The organism is Alistipes putredinis DSM 17216 (assembly GCF_000154465.1).
In the GTDB taxonomy this organism is placed as follows: Bacteria; Bacteroidota; Bacteroidia; order Bacteroidales; family Rikenellaceae; genus Alistipes; species Alistipes putredinis.
Map to the genome: position 1 here is coordinate 220,754 of NZ_DS499577.1, position 21,679 is coordinate 242,432.

15 protein-coding genes and 1 tRNA gene are annotated in these 21,679 nt (G+C 56.2%); 9 read left to right on the forward strand and 7 right to left on the reverse strand.

Annotation, left to right across the window (positions count from 1 at the left end; translation table 11 throughout):
• Positions 1-114: 114 nt before the first annotated feature.
• From ALIPUT_RS01220 to ALIPUT_RS01235, 3 genes are all read right to left on the reverse strand, one after another.
• Positions 115-660 carry a UpxY family transcription antiterminator gene (locus ALIPUT_RS01220; protein ID WP_004327770.1) on the reverse strand — a complete coding sequence of 182 codons (546 nt, stop codon included), beginning with the start codon at positions 658-660 and terminating at the stop codon, positions 115-117.
• Between the two features lie 1,193 nt (positions 661-1,853).
• Positions 1,854-1,941, reverse strand: a tRNA-Ser gene (locus ALIPUT_RS01230).
• Between the two features lie 102 nt (positions 1,942-2,043).
• Entirely contained in the window at positions 2,044-4,110 is a 2,067-nt protein-coding gene (locus ALIPUT_RS01235; RefSeq protein WP_004327772.1) for an LTA synthase family protein, read from the reverse strand.
• A gap of 141 nt (positions 4,111-4,251) precedes the next feature.
• Here ALIPUT_RS01235 and sufB point away from each other — a divergent pair, with 141 nt between their 5' ends.
• From sufB to ALIPUT_RS01265, 6 genes are all read left to right on the forward strand, one after another.
• Positions 4,252-5,697, forward strand: coding sequence for a Fe-S cluster assembly protein SufB (gene sufB, locus ALIPUT_RS01240; RefSeq protein ID WP_004327774.1), 1,446 nt, complete (start codon positions 4,252-4,254; stop codon positions 5,695-5,697).
• An 82-nt stretch (positions 5,698-5,779) separates the two neighbouring features.
• Entirely contained in the window at positions 5,780-6,532 is a 753-nt protein-coding gene (gene sufC / locus ALIPUT_RS01245) for a Fe-S cluster assembly ATPase SufC (protein ID WP_004327775.1), read from the forward strand.
• Positions 6,533-6,534: 2 nt separating this feature from the next.
• Entirely contained in the window at positions 6,535-7,365 is an 831-nt protein-coding gene (locus ALIPUT_RS01250) for a SufD family Fe-S cluster assembly protein (RefSeq protein ID WP_004327776.1), read from the forward strand.
• A gap of 4 nt (positions 7,366-7,369) precedes the next feature.
• Positions 7,370-8,587: an aminotransferase class V-fold PLP-dependent enzyme gene (locus tag ALIPUT_RS01255; protein WP_004327777.1), complete on the forward strand. Its 1,218-nt coding sequence runs from the start codon at positions 7,370-7,372 to the stop codon at positions 8,585-8,587.
• 7 nt (positions 8,588-8,594) lie between these two features.
• Positions 8,595-9,272 carry a nucleoside/nucleotide kinase family protein gene (locus ALIPUT_RS01260; RefSeq protein WP_004327778.1) on the forward strand — a complete coding sequence of 226 codons (678 nt, stop codon included), beginning with the start codon at positions 8,595-8,597 and terminating at the stop codon, positions 9,270-9,272.
• A 419-nt stretch (positions 9,273-9,691) separates the two neighbouring features.
• Complete coding sequence (locus ALIPUT_RS01265; protein ID WP_229089913.1) at positions 9,692-10,816, forward strand: BT_3928 family protein; 1,125 nt, start codon at positions 9,692-9,694, stop codon at positions 10,814-10,816.
• Between the two features lie 358 nt (positions 10,817-11,174).
• Here ALIPUT_RS01265 and ALIPUT_RS01270 read toward each other — a convergent pair whose 3' ends face one another.
• Positions 11,175-11,570 (reverse strand): OsmC family protein, encoded by a 396-nt coding sequence (locus ALIPUT_RS01270; protein WP_004327780.1) that lies wholly within the window; start codon positions 11,568-11,570, stop codon positions 11,175-11,177.
• 570 nt (positions 11,571-12,140) lie between these two features.
• Here ALIPUT_RS01270 and ALIPUT_RS01275 point away from each other — a divergent pair.
• Positions 12,141-15,128 (forward strand): tetratricopeptide repeat protein, encoded by a 2,988-nt coding sequence (locus ALIPUT_RS01275; protein ID WP_004327782.1) that lies wholly within the window; start codon positions 12,141-12,143, stop codon positions 15,126-15,128.
• A gap of 4 nt (positions 15,129-15,132) precedes the next feature.
• The gene (locus tag ALIPUT_RS01280) at positions 15,133-16,887 is read left to right on the forward strand and encodes a TonB-dependent receptor (RefSeq protein WP_004327783.1); all 1,755 of its coding nucleotides are present in this window, start codon (positions 15,133-15,135) and stop codon (positions 16,885-16,887) included.
• 63 nt (positions 16,888-16,950) lie between these two features.
• Here the strand turns inward: ALIPUT_RS01280 and ALIPUT_RS01285 are convergent, their stop codons facing one another.
• The 3 genes from ALIPUT_RS01285 to ALIPUT_RS01295 all read right to left on the reverse strand — a co-directional run bounded on the left by ALIPUT_RS01285 (position 16,951) and on the right by ALIPUT_RS01295 (position 20,326).
• On the reverse strand, positions 16,951-17,724 hold the full coding sequence (locus ALIPUT_RS01285; RefSeq protein ID WP_004327784.1) for a prephenate dehydrogenase/arogenate dehydrogenase family protein: 774 nt from the start codon (positions 17,722-17,724) through the stop codon (positions 16,951-16,953).
• 206 nt (positions 17,725-17,930) lie between these two features.
• Positions 17,931-18,995, reverse strand: coding sequence for a bifunctional 3-deoxy-7-phosphoheptulonate synthase/chorismate mutase type II (locus ALIPUT_RS01290; RefSeq protein WP_004327785.1), 1,065 nt, complete (start codon positions 18,993-18,995; stop codon positions 17,931-17,933).
• A gap of 62 nt (positions 18,996-19,057) precedes the next feature.
• On the reverse strand, positions 19,058-20,326 hold the full coding sequence (locus tag ALIPUT_RS01295; protein ID WP_004327786.1) for a pyridoxal phosphate-dependent aminotransferase: 1,269 nt from the start codon (positions 20,324-20,326) through the stop codon (positions 19,058-19,060).
• 293 nt (positions 20,327-20,619) lie between these two features.
• On the opposite strand from ALIPUT_RS01295, the gene ALIPUT_RS01300 reads away from it, so the two are divergent.
• On the forward strand, positions 20,620-21,657 hold the full coding sequence (locus ALIPUT_RS01300) for a 3-dehydroquinate synthase (protein ID WP_187117656.1): 1,038 nt from the start codon (positions 20,620-20,622) through the stop codon (positions 21,655-21,657).
• Positions 21,658-21,679 lie beyond the last annotated feature (22 nt).

Consider the following 21,679-nt stretch of genomic DNA (forward strand, 5'->3'; position numbering starts at 1 on the left):
TTTCGAAGCGGGCCGTATTCGGAACGGAACAGGGCGTCGGGTTTAAGACCCGCAGGACCGCTGTCCCGTTTTCCGACAATTACCGTGCAACTTTCATTGTTCGAGGCGCGAAGGTCAGTTTTCGGGCATTTTTTCCAGGAAACGTCCCGGGATGTAGGTCGTCGCTACGGCGATGATGCCTTCCAGAGCGACGACCAGGCGGCGGTTGCCCCGGATCCGCTTGATGTACCCCTCGGCTCCCTTGAACGGGCCGCCCGTGACCCGGACCTTGTCGCCGGAACGGTAGTCGATCGCTTCGTCGCTGAAATATTCCAGGTCGGAAGTGTCGGCGGAAGTGATCTGCATGAACAGCTCCATTTCCCGGTCCGGAATGACTGCCGGTTTTTTCGTTTCCCGGTCGAAGTAGGCCATGAACGGACAACTCGCTTTCATCCGGTCCTGCAATTCGAGCAGATAGTGTTCGCTTTGGCGGATGAACATCAGGGACGAAACGGCCGGTTTGCGTTTCCGTATCTTTTTGTCCCCGGCGACGGTGTCTTCGTGGAGCAGGGGAATATAACTCCGCACTCCTTCCTGCGAGAGCTGTTTTTCGAGTTCGAATACCCGGTTATAAAATACTTTCAGTGCATACCAGCACTCTTCGCCGTTTTTGTCTGACATAATTTGGAGGCGGTGTTAGGTCCCGCCGAATGTCCCGAAATCGTAATTGCATCGCTCCGGGGGCGCCCTTCGTCTGTCGATCTTGTTTGCAGGTCCGATTCCTTTTCTCCTGCGGCCGTAGGCAGGTGCGCCGGTTTTGCCGAATCCGACCGTAAAACTCTTTTGCAGATCTTTCGAGGTCGGAAGAGGATTCAGTGGCGTATCGATTCGCTGCCCTGTGTCTGTTTTCTCGGAGGAGCGGTGTGCTAAAAGTATGTACCGTATTTGTGAAAAGGGCATACTCCACAATCCCCCGCGGTTTTTGTGTGATTTCCACCGCGCAGCAACTAAAGGTTGGCCGCAGAACGAATCGTGTGCGATTCTGTTTTCGGCACCCGGGATCTCTGTTTCTGACCCAGAAACGACACCGAACCTCTGGAAACAGAAGCCTGTCTTGCCTGGCAGGTCATTTCCGATTACAAAAGTAGAGTTTATTCGCGTAATAACCAAACAAAAAAGCGCAATTTCCCCCCCCCGGAAAAAAGTCTATATTTCAAGCTTTTACGACTGAAAAACGCATTTGTTGTGTCTTAATATGCAATCCAATGGGTTTTTTGTTCTATTGGCTTCTGTCTCCGCTATTTCGCCTGACAAGCCTGGTTTTGGAACGGTCTGTGTAATTATCCGATCTGGTTTGTTGAGGTTATCCCTCTGTTTTTCGGTTGAATAGCCTGCGTTTGTATTGGAAACCCTATTTCCCGATTTTATCGGAAGGTAGCGAAAGTATCTTCGAATAGAGGATCCGGGCGCAGGCAATCCGCTATGGCCGGGAGATGAATGACAACGATCGGATTTGATTTTTTTTCCGTTGGCGTGCGTGGGCTTTTTGCACCGGTTGAGAAGATAACTTTACGTCGTTGTTCGAATAAAAAAATAGGGTCGGAGTAAACTCAATCCTGTTTTATCGTTTTCCCGGTCCATCCGGGTATCTTTTGTTCTGCGGAGAGAAGGGGATTGACTTCGTGTTACCACGTGCCGCTCGTCCTTCCCATAATGGAAGAGTCCCTGCAAAGTCGATGAATAAACGGAATCCGCTCTTTACACGGATACTTTTTCACTTTTCCGGAGTGCGGGAACTCGCTTGCAGACGCTCTGGAAAAATAAAAAGGTTACGCATCTGTCGTAACCTTTTTTATTTGTAAAATCTTAATTTGCGGAGAGTGGGGGATTCGAACCCCCGGTACAGTAATCCCGTACGTCAGTTTAGCAAACTGGTGGTTTCAGCCACTCACCCAACTCTCCAAACCCTCTTTTTTCTCAAAGAGTGGTGCAAATATAGGACAATTTTGCGGACTTCCAAAATAAAACAACCCAAAAATCATGCAGGTTCCCGCTTTCGACTATCTACGGCCGGGTATTCCACGCCGACGAAGTCTGATAAAGGCTGATCGCCCGGTCGAGCAGCTCCTGCGAGGGGATGCCCTCCTCCAGCACGAGGTTGTAGCGGTCTTCCTCCGTGGGTGAAATCCGGTACTGTTCCGCCCGGTTGACGGGTGAAAGTACGGTGAATACGTCGCCTTCGAGATAACCCAGGTCCTGATAGGTGGCGACGAAGGCCCGTTCCCGGAAATCGTCGGACAATGCGTCCTGACCGAAGAAATGGGAGTCGTAATCCATCCCCAGCAGCGAGAAGAGCGTAGGCATCAGGTCTATTTGAGAGATCACCTTATCTACTTGTTGAGGTGTGATGAGTCCCGGAGCGAAGATCAGGGCGGGAATGTGGTATTTCTCCAGCGGGATTTCGGTTTTGCCGGCACTCGAGGCGCAATGGTCGGCCGTAATGACGAAAACCGTGTTATCGAACCAGGGTTGGCGGCTGGCCTCTTCGAAGAAGCGTCCCAATGCGTAGTCGGTGTACATGACGCCTCCCGAACGCAGTTTCGCATCGTTCGGAATCGGAATCCGGCCTGCCGGGTAGGTGTAGGGCCGGTGGTTGCTGACCGTCATGACGTGGGCGAAGAAGGGCGCTGCGGTCGTATCGGCCCGCTCGCCGAGCGAGCGGATCACTTTGTCGTAGGCGTCTTCGTCGCAAACGCCCCAGATGTTGGCGAAGGTGATCTCTTCGGGTTTGTAGCTTTTTTGGTCGATGATTCGGTAGCCGTTGCCGCCGAAGAAGGTTTCCATGTTGTCGAAGTAGCTGTTGCCTCCGTAGAAGTAGTAGGCATCGTAACCCTTCTCCCGGAGTACGGCCGCCGTGGAGTGCATGTTGTCGTTGCGGGGACGTTTGATGATGCTCTGTCCGGGGCAGGGCGGCAGCGAGAGGGTAACGGCTTCGAGTCCCCGCACCGTGCGGTTACCTGTGGCGAAACACTGTTCGAAAGCGATCCCCATTTTGTAGAGAGAGTCCAGGTGGGGCGTGATCGCGTCCGGATAGCCGAAATGCTGCATGAACGAGGCGCTCATGCTCTCGATGGTGATCAGCACGATGTTGCGGCGCAGCGTATCCGGGTTGCCGGGAATGTGGCGCAGGTTGTCGCCGGTACTCCCGTAGATCGCGTGTACGTTGGCTTCGGCCTCTTTCTGCGGTAGGGTCAGGTAGAACTGCGGATAGCTGAGTTCGTTCTTCATAAATGCGTCGTAGAACTTGTAGGCTCCGGTGGCTTGCAGCTCGTTGGCATAGGTGTTGGCGCTTTGCTGGAATCGGGTGTTGAACTGCAGGAGCAGGCAGCAGCCCAGGGTGAGCAGCAGGTAGGCGGGCGATACGGCCGCTTTCCATTGCCAGGTGCCGAACTCTCCGGCACGGCGGATCTCCCGTCTGAACAGCAGCCAGGTGCATCCTACGGTCAGCAGCAGCACGCCGGCGAAGAGCGGAACGACCGGATAGGACTCCATGATGTTGCCGACCACTTCGTTGGTATAGACCAGGTAATCGACGGCGATGAAGTTGTACCGTACGCCGAATTCGCTCCAGAAAAACCATTCGGAAACGGCGTTCAGGATAATGCCGCCCGTGTAAAGTCCCGTCAGAACGGCGAGCCAGGTACGTCTCCATCCCGGACGTATTTGGGGAAGGAACAGTCTGAGTCCGAAACTCACGGCCCAGAAGCCGAAGAGGATCGAGGCGATCAGGGGTACCACGCTGCCGTATTCGTCGAAGATCGTATTGAAGAACGTGACGTAAATCCATGCGACCGAAAGGATGCCGAAGAGGATGTAGCCCAGCGGCCGGGCGTATTTGCCCGGGGCGATACTCAAGGCGAAGAGCCACAGTACGGCGAATCCGATCGTAAGGGCGCACCAGTCGTTCACGGCGCCCAACAGGAAGATTTTCAGCCATTGGCCGAAAGTGAACGAGATGTCGGAGGTCTGTTCGTTGAACAGCAGGACGATGCGCAGCAGCGTGCCGACGGCTACTTGCAGCAGAACGAGTTTGAGGTAGATTCTCGAGATGAGTTTGATGCCGGATTGCATGGAGTTTGCTTGTTAAGTCGGCACAAATATATATATTTTAACCGCTTTTGATGCGCGGGGGCTTTCTGCGGGGCTAAAAAAACGGTCGGGCGGGAAGGATTTGCATTTTTTTTGTAATTTTGCATAATTATTTCGCATACAATGGCAGAGAAAGATAAAGAACTTATAGAAAATATCGAGAAGCAGGAGTACAAGTACGGTTTCACTTCGGATATCGAAACCGAAACCATTCCGCGCGGCCTCAATGAGGAGGTGGTGCGCCTGATCTCGACCAAGAAGGGCGAGCCGGAGTGGATGACCGAGCGCCGCCTGAAGGCTTATCGTCACTGGCTGAATATGGTGTCTCCTTCGTGGGCGCATCTGACGATCCCTCCGATCGACTTTCAGGACGTCATCTATTATGCGGCGCCGAAGCCCTCCAAGAAACTCGCGTCGATGGACGAGGTCGATCCCGAACTCAAACGCACGTTCGACAAGCTGGGTATTCCGCTCGAGGAACAGATGGCGCTGGCGGGTGTCGCCGTCGATGCCGTAATGGACTCCGTATCGGTCAAGACGACCTTCAAGGAGACGCTGGCCGAAAAGGGAATCATCTTTTGTTCGATGTCCGAAGCGATCCGGGACTATCCGGAGTTGATTCAGAAATATCTGGGAAGCGTGGTCCCCTATACCGATAATTTTTATGCGGCGCTCAACGCGGCGGTCTTTTCCGACGGTTCGTTTTGTTACATTCCCAAAGGCGTGCGTTGCCCGATGGAGCTTTCGACCTATTTCCGCATCAATGCGGCGGGTACGGGCCAGTTCGAGCGGACGCTGATCGTGGCCGACGAAGGGGCTTATGTCAGCTATCTGGAGGGGTGCACGGCGCCCCGCCGGGACGAGAACCAGTTGCATGCCGCCGTGGTCGAAATCGTCGTCGAGAAGGATGCCGAGGTGAAGTATTCCACCGTCCAGAACTGGTATCCGGGCGACAAGGAGGGAAAGGGAGGCGTCTATAATTTCGTGACCAAACGCGGAATTTGCCGCGAAAACGCCCGTCTGTCGTGGACGCAGGTCGAAACCGGTTCGGCTATCACCTGGAAATACCCGAGCTGTATTCTGGCGGGCGACAATTCGGTCGGAGAGTTTTATTCGGTGGCGATGACCAACCATTTCCAGCAGGCCGATACTGGTACCAAGATGATCCACGTGGGGCGTAACACCCGCAGCCGCATCGTATCGAAGGGTATTTCGGCCGGTCGCAGCGAGAACTCCTACCGGGGGCTGGTGCGCGTGGCGAAAGCGGCGGAGAACGCCCGCAACTATTCGCAATGCGATTCGCTGTTGATCGGCGACAAGTGCGGGGCACATACTTTTCCGGTGATCGAAAGCGGCAATCCGACGGCAGTGGTCGAGCACGAGGCTACGACCTCGAAAATCTCCGAGGAACAGCTTTTTTATTGCAACCAGCGGGGGCTTACGACCGAGGATGCCGTGGGGCTGATCGTCAATGGTTACGCCAGGGAGGTGCTCAATAAACTGCCGATGGAGTTCGCCGTCGAAGCCCAGAAGTTGCTGGCCATCAGTCTGGAAGGTTCGGTAGGGTAGTTTGTCGGAAGAATTTCCGCCGGTTTCCGGGTAGAAACGGAGTCGGCGGTGCGTTTATGAATGTAAAAAAAGTAAAATAGATATGCTTTCAGTCAAGAATTTACGGGCGCAAGTCGCCGGAAAAGAGATATTGAAGGGCATCGACCTCGAGGTGAAGGCCGGCGAGGTGCATGCCATCATGGGACCGAACGGCTCGGGAAAGAGCACGCTGGCTTCGGTGCTGGCCGGGAACGAGAAATTCACGGTCACGGGTGGCGAGGCGACCTTCCTGGAGCAGGATCTGCTGTCGCTGCCCATCGAGGAGCGTGCCTGCATGGGGCTGTTCCTCGGATTTCAGTACCCGGTGGAGATTCCGGGCGTGTCGATGGCCAACTTTATGAAGATGGCCGTGAACGAACAGCGCAAGTTCCGGGGTGAGAAACCGCTTGCGCCGGCCGAGTTTCTGAAGCTGGTGCGGGAGAAGAGCGCCATCGTGGAACTGGACTCCAAATTGATTTCCCGTTCGGTGAACGAAGGTTTCTCGGGCGGCGAGAAGAAGAAGAACGAGATCTTCCAGATGGCGATGCTCGAACCGAAGTTGGCGATTCTCGATGAAACGGACAGCGGTTTGGACATCGATGCGCTGCGCATCGTCGGTACGGGCGTCACCAAGTTGCACCGGTCGGACAATGCGACGATTGTCATCACCCACTACCAGCGTCTGCTGGATTACATCGTGCCCGACTTCGTGCATGTGCTCTACAAGGGGCGCATCATCTATTCGGGCGACCGTTCGCTGGCGCTCAAATTGGAGAAAGAGGGGTACGACTGGCTTATCAACGATTATAAGGAGTAGCTATGGAGTGGACCGATATTTTCAGCGGTCCGGCTTTCGAGCCGGTCAAGAGCCGCGAACTGCACCTCGGAAAGGATTGCGACCTGTCGCGTCCGCTGGTGGTGCGGGATACCGATAAACTGACCGTCGAGGTCGCGGGCGGAGCCGCACTCCGGCTGGTCGTACTGCATACGAAGCCCTGTCAGGCGGAGATTCGTATCAAGCTGCTCGAAGGGGCGGATGCGGAGCTCGTCCAGCTTTTCTCGGCCGAGGCATTCGTCGATTTTCAGGTCGAGCAGGCCGCCGGGAGCAAGTTTCGCATGACGGCGTGCCAGTTCACCAGTGCGAATGTGCGTTACCGGTTCGATCTGAACGGACGGGAGGCTTCCAATGAGTTGGACGTGCTGTTTCTCGCGTTGGAGCAGGATCACTGTGTGGTCGATCTGCGTACCAACCATCTGGTCCCGGACTGCACGAGCCGGTCGCTCATCAAGGGCGTCGCTTCGGGGACCGGCCGCGGTGAATTCTGCGGATTGGTTTATGTGGCACCGGATGCCCAGCATACCGATGCCCAGCAGCAGTGCCGTAATATTCTGTTGAGCCGCACTTCGCGCATCGATGCGCGTCCACAACTGGAAATTTACGCCGACGACGTGCGTTGCAGTCACGGGGCGACGGTGGGGCAGATGGAGGATGAAGCGATCCTCTATATGCGTCAGCGCGGTCTGAAAGAGGAACAGGCACGCCGTCTGCAGATCGAAGGTTTCGCGGCGGACGTGGTCGGGCGCTGCCGGATCGAGGCCGTGAAAGAGATATTGACCGATGCCGTTGTCCGGCATTTGGATAAAATATAGCGTTATGTTCGATGTGGAAAAAGTCCGGCGGGACTTCCCGATTCTCGGGGTGCGCGTGTACGACAAGCCGTTGGTTTATCTGGACAGCGGCGCTACGGCGCAGAAACCCGAGTGCGTGATCGAAACGGTCGATCGCCTGCACCGGGAGTCGAATGCCAATATCCACCGGGGGGTTCATTTTCTTTCGGAGGAGGCTACCGAGATGTACGAGGCTGCCCGGGCTCGTATCGCCGAGTACATCGGTGCGGAAGCCCGGGAGGAGGTCGTTTTCACGGCCGGAGCTACTGCGTCGCTCAATACGGTGGCGTATGCATGGTGCGAACGTTTTCTCCGGGCGGGCGACAATATCGTGGTCAGCGAGATGGAGCACCATTCCAATATCGTTCCCTGGCAGCTTGTCGCCGAGCGCAAGGGTGCCGAAATCCGCGTGCTGCCTTTCGACGAGGAGGGGCGCCTGATGACCGAGCGCCTGCCGGCGCTGCTCGACGCTCGTACCCGCGTGGTGGCGGTGACGCAGGCTTCCAATACGCTGGGCACGCGGCCCGATCTGCGTCCGGTGATCGACGAGGCTCACCGGGTCGGTGCGGTCGTGGTGGTGGACGGATGTCAGGGTGTCGTGCACGGCGGTGTGGATGTGAAAGCGCTGGACTGCGATTTTTACGCCTTCTCCGGTCATAAACTCTATGCCCCGACGGGTATCGGCGTGCTGTACGGCAAGCGGGATTTGCTTGACCGGATGCCCCCGTTTCTCTCCGGCGGCGACATGGTCGATCGGGTGTCGTTCGAAAAGACGACTTTTGCACCTGTCCCGTTGAAATTCGAAGCGGGTACGGCCAATTTCGTGGGGGCGATCGCGCTGGGCGAAGCGGTGCGCTATGTCCGGCAGTTCGATGCGGCGGAGGTCGAGGCGCATGAACGGGCGCTGCTGCTGCGTGCTACCGAAGGGCTGGAGCGAATCCCCGGCCTGCGGATTTACGGTACGACGCCGGACAAGTGTGCGATCGTATCGTTCAATGTCGAGGGGGTGCATCCCTATGATATGGGCATGATCCTCGACAAGCTCGGCATCGCCGTTCGTACGGGACAGCACTGTGCCGAGCCGGTGATGACGCATTACGGAGTTACGGGTATGTGCCGGGCTTCGTTCGCGATGTATAATACGCTGGCGGAAGCCGACGCCCTGGTCGCCGGGGTCGAGCGGGCCGTGAAGATGCTTAAATAGCAAGGATATGCTGATAGTATTGGAAGGACTGGACGGCGCCGGGAAATCGACCCAGGTGGAACTTGTGCGCCGCATGTTTGCCCAAGAGGGGGTGGAGAGCCATTTTCTCCATTTTCCGCGTTTCGACGCGCCGGTGTACGGCGAGCTGATCGCCCGCTTCCTGCGGGGTGAACTCGGGGCTGTGGACAAGGTCGATCCTTATCTGGTCGCTCTGCTTTTCGCCGGTGACCGGGCCGATGCTGCCGCGCAGTTGCGCTGTTGGCTCGATGCGGGCCACGCCGTCGTGCTCGACCGGTATGTCTATTCGAACGTGGGGTTCCAGTGCGCCAAATTGCCTGCCGGGGACCGGCAGGAGGAGCTGCGGCGGTGGATCCTCGACCTGGAGTTCGGCTATTACGGAATTCCCCGTCCGGACGTGTCGCTGTTTCTGGATGTGCCTTTCGCCTTTACGGAGAAAAAGCTCTCCGAGGTACGCGAAGGCGACGACCGCGAATACCTGAAAGGGGAACGCGACATCCATGAGGCATCGCTCGACTTGCAGCGTCGTGTGCGGGAGGTTTACCGTGCAGCCGCTGCTGCGGACGACCGCCTGCGGATTATCGATTGCAGCGATGCGCAGGGCGGGATGGACTCTCCCAATGCGATTTTCGCCCGCATCCGCACCGAGATAGAACGTTTTCGGTAAGCGAGGGCAGAGCCCGCAAGCGGTCTCTGCCGAGCGAAGAAAACGAAGAAGTCAATTCAACGTTTTCGGTAAGCGGGGCAGAGCCGAATTTGTGTGGATTGTGCCGGGTGGAGAAAACGAAGCGTGGAATTAGTGTATGAGATGAGCGCCTTTTCGAATGATGCCGGAGAAGTGCCCGGAGGGGCGGTTCGGTATATTCGATAAGCGGATGAGTCGTTTTGTCCGTGTCCCGACGGATGCGGAGCGTTGAGCGAAAAGGGAGTCCGGAAAAAGTCGGCAATCCGAAACGGCTTTGCGGGACGCTCGGACGCAGACCGAAAGGCGGGAAGTTTTGAGTTTTAACGATGAGAACGACTCCGGACGAGTGCGGGATGCCTGCGGAGAAAATGAAGAAAAGATCGTATATAACCTGTTCGAAAATGATGAAACCTATGCTGTCGCAACGGGCCCGGAGCCTGATTACCGGAGTTTGCCGCCTGGTGCTGGCCGTCGTGTTCATCGTGTCGGGCTTTACGAAGGTGATCGATCCCTGGGGAACGTCGATCAAGATCAACGAATACCTCACGATTTACGGGTTCGATTATCTGATTCCGGCCAGCATGGTCTTTTCGATTTGGCTGTGCGGCGCCGAGATGATGATGGGTTGCATGCTGCTTTGCAAGGTGCGTATCCGGCTGGTATCGATCTTCGCTCTGGCGTCGATGCTCTTCTTTACGATCCTTACCTTTTTGAGTGCGACGTTCATCCCGGTCGAGGATTGCGGCTGTTTCGGTGAGGCGATCAAACTCTCCCCCTGGGAAACATTCTTCAAGAACCTGGCCTTGCTGCCGATGGCGGCCGTCGTGTGGGCTTATTACCGGAACGATAAGATTCTTGCCTTCCGCCGTTCGGAGGTCGCTTTGACGATTTTTTTCTTCCTTCTGACGATGGGGCTGGGGTTCTATTGCTATTGTCATCTTCCGTTGATCGATTTTCTGCCGTATAAGATCGGGGTGAATATCCGCGAGGAGATGCACGCCTCTTCTGCGGCCGGTCCCGAGGGCGAGTTGCAGACCGTACTGGTTTATCGCAATCGCATGACGGGGGAGGAGCGGGAGTTTGCGCTCGATGATACGGAGTGGCAGGACGATACGGTCTGGGAGTGGGTCGATACGAAAATTCTGGGAGAGGTACCGGAGATGAATCCGATGATCGAGGAGTTCGCTCTGCGCAATGGCGCGGAAGATGTGACCGACCGGGTGCTCGCTACTCCGGGACGGCTCTATTTGATCTGTGTGACGCGTTTCGACCGCATCGGCCGCAGGTGCGAGGATCGTTTGGAGCGGCTCGTGGAGCGTGCGTTGCAGGAAGGGGCGCATGTCGTCTGCATCACGCCCGAACCCTTGCAGGGAAACGGCATCCATTCGTTCGGGAAAAGCACGCCGGTTCCTTGCTACAACATCGATGGATCGACGCTCAAGACCATGTTGCGGGCTCATACGGGTATTGTCGTGCTCGACGACGGGGTAATCGCCGACAAGCGGAACTGTCGGGACATAGACTGAATCGGGCGTCAGTATTTCCGGTGCTATGCGCGGAAGCCGGGGTTGCTCCGGGCTGCGGAGGCGAGGGGTGAGTTCCGGTTTCCTGCCTGACGGAGTACCGGGACAGACGTTCCGGGTATTGTCGGAAGTAGAGAATATGCGGAAGGGCGATTCCTTCCGATAAAAGACCGTGTGTCATAAAGGCGCACTGTTGTGTCATTATCGGGAGCGGGCGAGTCATTTACGGCAGTAAATTCCTGTCGCCTTTACCTTCAATGCCTTGCATTGCATCCATTCTGACAACCTTAAGGGCTGTGCCTGGAACTTTCATTTCGACACAGCCCTTTCGTTGCTTTTTCGTAATTTGTAGTGCTTCGGCCTATTTCGTATTGACGATCGCGATTTCGTCGGCTACCGGAGCGATCTTGCGCAGCATCTGCACGCCGCCGCAATGTTTGTCGTGGGCCAGGTTGATGGCCCGGCTTACTTTCATCTGGTCGTTTTCGCATTCGCATTGTACGTTATAGACGATGCGGAAAGATTTGAAGACGCTGCTCGATTGTACGGTTTCCGTGTCGAGTTCACCCGATATGCTGAGTTCGAAGCGGGTCGGAGATACGCGCTCCTTTTCCATGATCGCCATCGCGGTCATGCCTGCGCAAGTTACGCCGGCCAGCAACATCAGCTCTTTGGGATTTAGTTGGTCGCATTTCTTGTTTCCTTCGAGGACATAGGTCCGTGCCGAAGTCATCTGTATAGTTACCTGTTGGATCATAACGATAAATTTTTAGGTTGAATTTTCTTTTTTTTGTTTTTATCCGGCAGAATATGCGGGCGGTTTTGCCTTCGTTCGTCGAAAAGATTCTTTTTTCTTTTCTGTCGGGCAACAATCGTTCCCAAATGGTGCGTCTGCCCCGGGAAATCGTTATCTTTACGGGAAATGACTCCGATTTGAACGAATGCACGGGACTGGGGCTAAATAAATTTGGCGCTGGGCCCGGCTTTCGCTATCTTTGTAGAAGATAGGATTCGGTTCGGCAATTTTCGAGAGCAAGTTCTCTCGGTTACCCTCGCTTTTCACTATCTTTGCAAAAGATCGGAGGCGGTTCGGCAATCTTTGCGTGCAAGCCCGCACGATTGCCCTCACCTTTCACGATCTTTGACATAGTCTTAGATAGGATGCGCCTCGGAAAATTGGGAACAAGTTTCCATTTTTCTCTCGGCTTTCACTATCTTTACCGAAAAAATATTTTGATTCGGGCAGGAAGCGCCTCGGGCAGCGCTGAACAGGTCGGACTTACCACCGGGTGTTCGCTATCTGCGTTCGAATTATTGTGTGTGCGTTATGAAGAGAAACATCCTGTATTTATTGTCGATAGGCATTTGCCTGTTCACTTGTGTCGGGAGCCATGCTGCGGCACCGGAAACCCGGGCGCATCTGGAGCGGGGGCGTTCGCTTTTCGATCACGGGCGCTGGACAGATGCCCGTTATGAATTGCTGAAGGCCCGCGAGGGAGCGGACCGGGACGACCGGCTTACGCTCCAGCAGATCGATTATCAGTTGGCGGTTTGTGCCTTGAAGCTCGGCAGCCGGGATGCCGAGGCGATGCTCGCCGACTTTTCCAAGCGTTATCCCGAGTCGGTTTACAACAACGACCTGCGGTTCGCCCAGGGGTTGCTTTATTGCAGCCGGTCGGAGTATGACAAGGCGCTCGCATGTTTCGGACGGGTGAACTACCGGGCTTTGGACAGAACCCGGCGCGAGCAGTACGACCTGCGCATGGGATATATCGAATTCGGCCGGGATGACTATGACCGGGCGATGACCTATTTCGACCGGATCAATCCCCAAAGCGAATTTTACGATCACGCTCTCTATTATAAGTCCTACATCGCCTATGCGCGGGAACAGTACGACTGGGCCAGAAGCGGGTTCGAACGATTGCTTAAAAGCGAGGCTTACGGCGAGGTAGCGCCCTATTACCTGCTGCAAATCGAGTTCAAGCAGGGGAATTACCGCTACGTGGTCGAGAACGGCGAAGAGTTGATCCGCCGGGCATCGCCCCGCCAGCGGGCCGAACTCTCGCGGGTCATGGCCGAAGCGTGGTTTCGCTTGGGCGAATATTCCAAACCGCTGGATTACCTCGACGCTTTCGTGCAGGCCGGCGGAGAAATGGGCCGGGATGAAAATTATCTCTACGGATTCTCCCTCTACCGTACGGCCCGCTACGACGATGCCGCAGAGTATCTGCGCAAGGCGTGCGGAGCCGACGACGCTCTGACGCAGAACGCCTCCTACCACCTGGCCGACTGTTACTTGCGCGGCGGGGACAAGCAGCAGGCGATGCAGTCGTTCGCCATGGCTTCGAATGCCGAATTCGATTCCGCGATTGCCGAAGACGCGCTGTTCAACTATGGAAAATTGCAATACGAACTGGGGGGCGGACGTTTCAACGAAGCGATTCAGGTACTCAACCGCTATGTCGCCCAGTATCCGTCGTCGCCCCGTGTACGCACGGCCAAAGAGCTGTTGGCGGCGGCCTATTACAATTCGCACAATTACGACGAAGCGTACGAGATCATCGCCTCCTATCCCGATCCCGACGGCGACCTGCTGGCCGCCAAGCAGAAGATCGCCTATTTCCGCGGCTTGAGCGCACTGGAAAAGGGCGATACGCAGGGGGCCGGGCGTTATCTGGCGGAGTCCGCCCGTATCGGAATCAGTCCCAAATACAATGCGCTGGCAACCTTTTGGCAGGGTGAAATCGCTTACGGCAGGGGAAATTACGACGTTGCTCTGCGCGATTACGAGTCCTACCTGAAGCGGGCGCCGAAAACCGAGCCCGAATATGCGATGGCTTTCTACAATACGGGGTATTGCCACTTCTCGAAGGAGAATATGCCCCGGGCGCGGGAGTCGTTCGTTCGCTTCATCGAATTGTATCCCACTCAGGACGGTTACCGCACGGATGCCCGCAATCGTCTGGGCGACACCTACTATTCGGATCGCCAGTTCGACGAGGCGTTGAAGTATTACGGACAGGCTGCGGCCGCGTCCGACGACGGAGCGGATTACGCCCGCTACCAGCGGGCCGTTACGCTCGGTATTCTGGGACGTACATCTGAAAAAATCAAGGCGTTGCAGCAGATTATCCGCGACGGCAGGGGAGATTACCTCGACGATGCGACTTACGAACTGGGCCGTACTTTCGTAGCGCAGGAGCGCTACCGCGAGGGGGCTGCAGTGCTCGAACCTTTCGTCGAAACCTATGTTTATTCGCCCTACCGGAGTGCCGCGTTGTCCGAGTTGGGACTGGCTTACCTGAACCTGGGCGACAAGAAAAAGTCGCTTTCCTACTATGATATGGTGGTGAAGACCGCTCCCCAATCCTCCGATGCCAAGGATGCCTTGCAGGGGATTCGGGATATTTACGTCTCCGAAGGAGATGCCGGCGGTTATTTCGATTATGCCCGGAAGAGCGGTGTCGAAGGGGACCTTACGGCCATGTCGCGCGATTCGCTTTCGTTCGCTGCCGCCCGCCGGATCTATCTTTCGGGCGAGCCTGCGTCGGCGGCCAAGTCGCTGCGCAGTTATCTCGAAAGTTATCCCAAGGGATATTATACGGCCGATGCGCTCTATTGTCTGAGCGATTGCTACCTGAAGACGGGCGAACGATCCCGTGCGATCGAAACGCTCGCGGCTCTGGCCGGTGCGGGACAGAATCAGTACACGCATCGGGCTTTGAAGACGCTGGCTGGAATGACTTTTGCCGATGAACGCTTTACGGAAGCTGCGGCGGCTTACCGCAAATTGGCCGATGCCGAAAGCACCGCTGCCGGAAAAGCCGAGGCCATGAACGGCTACGTCCGTGCGACGATCGCGGCGGGGGACGAGGAGCGGATTCTGTCCATGGCCGACGATGTGGCATCCTACACCGCTGCGGGGGACCTGGCATGGCGAGAGTCCCAGTTTGCGAAGGCCGGGATTCTGGATCGCCGGGGAGATGCTGCTGCCGCGCAAAAGATCTACAAGGTTTTGAGCGCCAATGTGAAAACATCCGAGGGAGCCGAGTCGGCCTACCGGGTGATCGAGTCCGCGTTCCGGGCCGGTGATACGGCTCGTGCCGAAAAACTGGTGCTCGATTTCTCGGACAAGGGAACGCCTCATGCCTTCTGGCTGGCCAAGTCCTTCCTTGTGCTGGGTGATATTTATGTGCAGAAGGGCGACATGTTCCAGGCCCGGGCGACCTACCAGAGTATCGTGGACGGCTATACCCCCGCCGATGACGGAATCGTTGCGGAAGCGAAAGAGAAAATCAAGAAACTCAATTAACGATATGAAGCGATCAGCTATTCTGTCCCTGATGTTTATCGCCGGGATGCTTGCGGTGCCCGGGGTGCTCAACGCCCAGGTCGAGAAGCGTGTCGAAGTATCCAAAGCCTATGTGCCGAGCGTGGAGCATGCGACGAAACTTGCCGTGCGCCCCAATATGGTCGATACGGCGGCCATACAGCCGGAAATCGACTATTCGATCACGCCGCTCACGCTCGAAACGCAGCTCGCCACGCGCCCGATCCGTCCTGCGACGATCACCTATTGGGAGTTCGACCGTCCGCTGCCTTTTTACCTGAAGGCCGGAGCGGGTTATCCGCTCAATTCGGCGCTCGATCTGTATGTATCGACACAGAACCCCGACATCGGCTATGCGTTGGGCTATATCAACCACGACGGACGGTACGGACGGATTCCCTATACGCCCGACGGGGACCATAGCGCCCTGTGGATGGACAATCGGGTGGGTGTCGCCGCCGGGAAATACATCGGGCGTCATGTGCTGGAGGGCGAGGTGAGCTACCGGAACCGGATCATCGACCGTTACGGCCTTTTCCCCGATCCGGACTTTCCGACTTTCGACAACGGAAATCGCCGCGTGATCGGCGATTTGCAGGGAAAGATACGGATCGGCGACGATTTCAACGACCTCTCGCGGACGAATTTCAATGTCGAGGTCACGGCGGGCAACTGGTGGAATCCGCTGGATTCGAAACTCTATCTGGAGGATAATGTCGTTCCGGTGTTGGATTATCCGTACGAAAACGAGTGGAATTTGGGGGTAGATGCCGCCGTTGGACGACGTTTCGGCCGCCATACGCTCGTCTTCCGGGCCGGATTCGAGGGCCGGTGGGGTGGCGACCGCAAGGGCGAATCGGTTTGGGCCGCTCCTTCTGACTATTACAACCGGACCTATTCGGGAGCGTTCCGTTATGCCTATCGTGCCCGGTCGGTCGATATGGAGTTCGGTTTGGATTACTACCGGGACGATGTGGCGGGGCGCGATGCGGCGAATTATTTCATTCCCTACGCTCACTTGCGTTTCGATCTGGGCGGCGGCGGTTTCGTACCTTATGTCGAGTTGGACGGAACCCTGAAGCACAACGATATGCGGGAGCTTATGGAAACCAATCTTTATTACGTGCCTCGTTATACGGACCTGATGCCCCGCAATACGGTGGACTATTCGGTCCGTGTCGGTGTGAGCGGGCGTCTCGTCGAGGATAAGCTGATTTACCGATTGTTCGTCGGCTATTCTTTCATCGAGAATCATAACTTTTGGTATTGCTATACGCCGACTACCCGGTATGAGGGGTTCAGTCTGGTACAGGGACGGCTGAATGTCATGTCGCTCAACGGTGAGCTGGAGTTCCGTCCGGTGAGCAATTTCACGTTCTCCATCGGCGGGCGGGGACTGACCTATACCGAGCATCAGACCTTGAGCATCGGCCTGCCGGAGTTCGAGGGTACGGTCCGGGCCCGCTATCATCATCGTAAGTTCTCGGTCGGCCTCGTTTTCGACCTGCAGTCCAACCGCTATATTTCGCGAGTGATTCCGTGGTTCCCGAACGACGGGATCGTGGGGAATATGCGCATTCCCTATACGGTAGATCTGGGGTTGAATGTCGATTGGTACGCGTCCAAGCGGGTAACGGTATTCGCCGAAGGTCACAATCTTTGCAACCGCCGGATTTACGACTGGAGTACGTTTCCGCAGTACAGCGCCGGATTTACGGCAGGTGTGAAGTTGAGTTTTTAGCGGATCGACCCGATATGAAAAACGGCCGGTAACATACCGGCCGTTTTTTATGGAGTACGATTTTTACTCCAGGTTTTTCCGGACTCCGTCCAGAAACCGCTTCATCTTCCCGCTGTCCTTTTTGTCGATGATCTTCGACAGGTGGGTCAGCGTGGCGACGATGTTGTCGATCTGTGCGGGCGTCTTGGGGTTGAAGAGGATTTCCGTCAGCAGGTAGTCGTCTTCGGAGAGTAGTCCGCGGGCGATGGCCATGTGTTTCTTGAAGGTGGTGCCGGGGGCATCCTGGTGCTTCATGATGGAGGCGAATACGAGCGTCGAGGCGAACGGCACCGAGAGGGAGTAGGCCACAACTTCATCGTGCCCCTCGAAGGTGTATTCGCAGACGTTGAGCTTCAGCGAACCGTAGAGGTCCTTGAAGAAGATTTTGCCCATGTGGTCCGACTCCTTGATGATGATGGCGTTTTCGGTTTGCAGGTTGCCCAGGTTGGCGAACGTGGGGCCGAACATCGGGTGGGTCGAAACGTACCGGAATCCCGATTTCTCATAAAATTCCTGCAACCCGGTCTTTACCGAGGCGATGTCGGAGATGATACACTCTTTCGGCAGATAGGGAAATACCTCCTCGAATGCCTGGAGCGTGGCGTTCAGCGTTACGCAGTTGATAAGCAGTTCGGGCCGGAAGTCGGCGATCTCTTCGGGCGAGGTGAAGCGCTGGGCGTTGTAGATGAATCGCATCCGCCGAGGGTCTTTTTCGAGGACGGCTACGTCGTGGTTGAAACTCAACAGGTCGGTGAAAAAGGAGCCCATCTTTCCCGCGCCCAAAATCAGTATGCGCATATATCGGTTTGTTTATGTTTTTTGATGATCCGGGCGGTATGGGAGCGCCCGGGGATTGTTCTATTTCATTCTTCGTTTTTTCGCTCGGCAGAGGTCGTCGGCAACTTCCGTCCCCGTTTGCCGAAAACATTGAATCGCTTCTTCGTTTTCTTCGCACGGCATAATCCGAATAAATTCGGTGCTGTCTTCGCTTATCGGGAACGTCGTTATTTCATTATTTCCATCTGGACCTTTACCGACTCTTCGTGGATCGCTTTCATGATTTCCGAAATGAATTCCGGGTCGAGGTCGAGCGATTGCCCCATTTTGCCGCGTTTGTCCAGGATTTCATCGTAACGCTTGTTTTGCAGGATGGGCATGTTGTGCTCCTTCTTGTAGGTGCCGATCTCCTGCGAGATGTGCATCCGCTTGGCGAGGAGGCTCAACAGTTGCTCATCGACCTCGTCGATCTGGCGGCGCAGGATGCTGATGTTCTCTGTGGTTTGGGCATTGTCGCGCACCACGAGCAGTTGCAGCGTGTAGTCCAGCACTTCGGGCGTCACCTGCTGCGCCGCGTCGCTCAGCGCACTGTCGGGATCGCAGTGGGATTCGATGATAAGTCCGTCGAAGTTCAGGTCGAGCGCCTGCTGCGAGATGGGAGCTACCAGTTCGCGTTTGCCGCCGATGTGGCTCGGGTCACAGAAGATGGTGAGGTTGGGGTATCTGCGGCGAAGTTCGATCGGAATATGCCAGAGCGGAGCGTTGCGGTAGATTTTTTTCTCGTAGGAGCTGAATCCCCGATGGATGACGCCCAGCCGTCGGAGTCCGGCGTTGTAGAGCCGTTCGATCGCGCCGACCCACAGTTCCAGGTCGGGATTGACGGGGTTTTTTACCAGAATGGGGATATCCACGCCTTTCAATGCGTCGGCCAGCTCCTGCATGGCGAAGGGGTTGGTGACGGTGCGGGCACCGACCCAGAGGATGTCGATGCCGGCTTTCAGGGCTTCGAAAACATGAGCGGGAGTGGCGACCTCGGTGGCTACCAGCATGCCGGTTTCCTGCTTGACCTGCTTCATCCAGGGAAGGCCTTCGACGCCGATGCCTTCGAAGCCGCCCGGCTTGGTGCGGGGTTTCCAGATACCGGCCCGGAAGATCTTTACGCCCCGGGCAGCCAGTTCGGAGGCGGTTTTGAGTACCTGTTCACGGCTCTCCGCGCTGCAAGGGCCTGCGATAATCATCGGACGTTTGGGATCCACGCCCGGAAAAGTGAGTGGTTCTATTTCCATTTTCATTGTCGTTGTTGATTTTGCGATCGCCGGCTGTAACCGGCGAATCCGGTCTGTTTATATTCTGTTTACTGATTCTGTTTTGTTCGGGTCGTCGTGATCCGGTCGAGTGCCTCCTGCAACATCTCCTCGTTGCAGCAGAGCGAGATGCGGATGTAGTTCCGCCCTTCCGAGCCGAAGATGGAACCTGGAGTGACGAAGACCCGTGACTGGTGCAGTACCCGGTTGCAGATGGCTTCCCCGACACCGTTCGGGCACTCCCCGGCAGCCGTGAGTTGCGCCGCGAGGGTATCGTTCACCCGTCCCCAGAGGAACATTCCCACCTGGTCGTCGCGGACATCGCAGCCGAGGGTTTCCAGAATCCGGGCAGCCAGTGCGCGTCGGCGGCGATATACCTCGTTCATCCGTTGGTACCAGCTGTCGGGGGCTTTCAGCGCTTCGACGGCGGCCAGTTGCATCGGGCGGAACATTCCGGAGTCCATGTTGCTCTTCACGCGCAGGATCCACTCCAGGAACCGGGAATTGGTCGCCACCATTCCGATACGCCAGCCGGGCATGTTGAAGGTTTTACTCATGGAGTTGAGTTCGATGCAGATCTCTTTGGCACCCGGTACGCTCAAAATGCTTAACGGGCGGTCGTTCAGGATGAAGCTGTACGGGTTATCGTGGCAGATCACGATGTTGTGCCTGCGGCCGAAGGCGACCAGTTTTTCGAACAGCTCCCGCGAACCGTTGGCTCCCGTAGGCATGTTGGGGTAGTTGCACCACATCAGTTTCACACCGGACAGGTCCATTTTCTCCAGTGCTTCGAAATCGGGCTGCCAGTCGTTCTCTTCTTTCAGGGCGTAGGGCAGGATGCGGGCGCCGACGAACTTCGACACTGAGGCGTAGGTCGGATAGCCCGGATTGGGTATGAGTACCCCGTCGCCTTCGTTCAGGAAGGCTAGCGAAATGTGCATCACACCCTCCTTGCTGCCGATCAGGGGCAGGATTTCGTTGGCAGGGTCCAGGTCCACGCCGTACCATCTCTTATACCACCGGGCGAACTCCGCACGCAGTTCCGGAATACCTACGTAAGGTTGGTATCCGTGCGTGTCGGGCCGCGCTGCCGCCTGGCAGAGCGCCTGCACGGTTTCGGCCGACGGGGGCAGGTCCGGGCTGCCGATCCCCAGGTTGATGACGCGTGCGCCGGATTCGTTCATCCGGGCCACCTCTTTCAGTTTCACGGAGAAGTAGTACTCTTCGACGTTTTCCACCCGGCGGGCCGGGGTGACGGTCGGTTTCGCCGGTTTCGTTTCTTCGGAGCCGCCAAGCTCCGCAGGTTGCTGTTTTTTCATACTGAAAACAAAAAAGCTCCCGCCTCAAGGCAGGAGCTATGATCTAAATTCGTAATTCTGTCGATCGAACTTTACAACACGCAAACTCCCGCCTTTACTCGGCCCGAATAAAGGTAATAATAGGAGTATGTAAACTGAACGTGTTGCATATCGTTTTTGTCGTCGAATATCCGTCCAGGGTATTTAACGGGACAAATGTATCGCATTTTTCGGAAAATGACAAAATTTTTTTCGCTTTTTTATTTCGGGCATAAAATTCCTAAATTTGTCGGGACAAACAATTTCGAATAAACGTGAGTAATCTTCATATATCATCCGATTTCAGCGGTTTGGATGCCCTGATTCCGCAGGGCCGACGGGTTTTCGTCGTTATCGACAGCAACCTGAAGCCCTTTTTCGGCCTTTTCGAACGGTATGAACTCATTCCGATCCAGACCTCCGAGAAGGTTAAAACCTTCGCTACGGTAGAATATATTATCGAACAGTTGCTGGAGCGGGGAGCCGACCGGAGCTCGTTTCTCGTGGGCGTGGGCGGCGGCATCACGACCGACCTCTGCGGTTTCGCGGCGTCGGTTTACAAACGGGGTATTCGGTTCGGTTTCGTACCTACGACGCTGCTGGCGCAGGTGGACGCTTCGATCGGGGGTAAGAACGGCGTGAATTTCCATGCCTATAAGAATATGGTCGGTACGATCACCCAGCCTGAATGGATCTATATCTGTACCGATGCGCTGCGGACGCTTTCGCCCCGGGAGTTCCGGGCCGGAATCGCCGAAGTCCTGAAGACTTTCATCCTGTTCGATGCGGAATACTATCGCAAGGCCGTGGATTATTTCGCCCGGATGGAGGCCCACTTGCGGAAAGCGGGAACCTGTTGCGGGGGCGAATGTGTGTACGGGCAGGAGGAGCTTACCGAAATCATTCGCAAAACGGCGTTATACAAGTGTGCCGTAGTGGAGCGGGATGCTTTCGAGAAGGGGGAGCGGCGCTTGCTGAATCTGGGGCATACCTTCGCTCACGCCATCGAGAAAAATTGTCCGATCATGCACGGCGAAGCCGTGGCGATCGGTCTGGTGCTGGCTGCCGGGGTATCCGAACGGCTGGGACTCGCCCCGGCGGGACTGGCGGTCGGTCTGGCGGAGGATTTGAAGAAGGTCGGGCTTCCCACCCAGTCGCCCATAGCTATCGGTGTTTTGCTGGAAGCGTTGGAAAAAGATAAGAAGGTGGAGGGCGATGCCATTCATTTCATCCTGCCCCGTGCGGTGGGGGAGGTGGTGGATCGTGCGATTCCGTTAAAACAGTTGGAGGAGGTCGCCCGTGATCTGCGTTAGCGTACAGGAAAAGAGTTTCGGG

Bases quoted from the DNA above. Each gene is read 5' to 3' on its own strand.
- ALIPUT_RS01290 (WP_004327785.1), bottom strand. From the start codon at position 18,995: ATGAAAATGGAAATAGAACCACTCACTTTTCCGGGCGTGGATCCCAAA.
- sufB (WP_004327774.1), top strand. From the start codon at position 4,252: ATGGCAGAGAAAGATAAAGAACTTATAGAAAATATCGAGAAGCAGGAG.
- ALIPUT_RS01250 (WP_004327776.1), top strand. From the start codon at position 6,535: ATGGAGTGGACCGATATTTTCAGCGGTCCGGCTTTCGAGCCGGTCAAG.
- ALIPUT_RS01295 (WP_004327786.1), bottom strand. From the start codon at position 20,326: ATGAAAAAACAGCAACCTGCGGAGCTTGGCGGCTCCGAAGAAACGAAA.
- ALIPUT_RS01220 (WP_004327770.1), bottom strand. From the start codon at position 660: ATGTCAGACAAAAACGGCGAAGAGTGCTGGTATGCACTGAAAGTATTT.
- ALIPUT_RS01285 (WP_004327784.1), bottom strand. From the start codon at position 17,724: ATGCGCATACTGATTTTGGGCGCGGGAAAGATGGGCTCCTTTTTCACC.
- ALIPUT_RS01270 (WP_004327780.1), bottom strand. From the start codon at position 11,570: ATGATCCAACAGGTAACTATACAGATGACTTCGGCACGGACCTATGTC.
- ALIPUT_RS01260 (WP_004327778.1), top strand. From the start codon at position 8,595: ATGCTGATAGTATTGGAAGGACTGGACGGCGCCGGGAAATCGACCCAG.
- ALIPUT_RS01235 (WP_004327772.1), bottom strand. From the start codon at position 4,110: ATGCAATCCGGCATCAAACTCATCTCGAGAATCTACCTCAAACTCGTT.
- ALIPUT_RS01275 (WP_004327782.1), top strand. From the start codon at position 12,141: ATGAAGAGAAACATCCTGTATTTATTGTCGATAGGCATTTGCCTGTTC.
- ALIPUT_RS01265 (WP_229089913.1), top strand. From the start codon at position 9,692: ATGATGAAACCTATGCTGTCGCAACGGGCCCGGAGCCTGATTACCGGA.
- sufC (WP_004327775.1), top strand. From the start codon at position 5,780: ATGCTTTCAGTCAAGAATTTACGGGCGCAAGTCGCCGGAAAAGAGATA.
- ALIPUT_RS01255 (WP_004327777.1), top strand. From the start codon at position 7,370: ATGTTCGATGTGGAAAAAGTCCGGCGGGACTTCCCGATTCTCGGGGTG.
- ALIPUT_RS01280 (WP_004327783.1), top strand. From the start codon at position 15,133: ATGAAGCGATCAGCTATTCTGTCCCTGATGTTTATCGCCGGGATGCTT.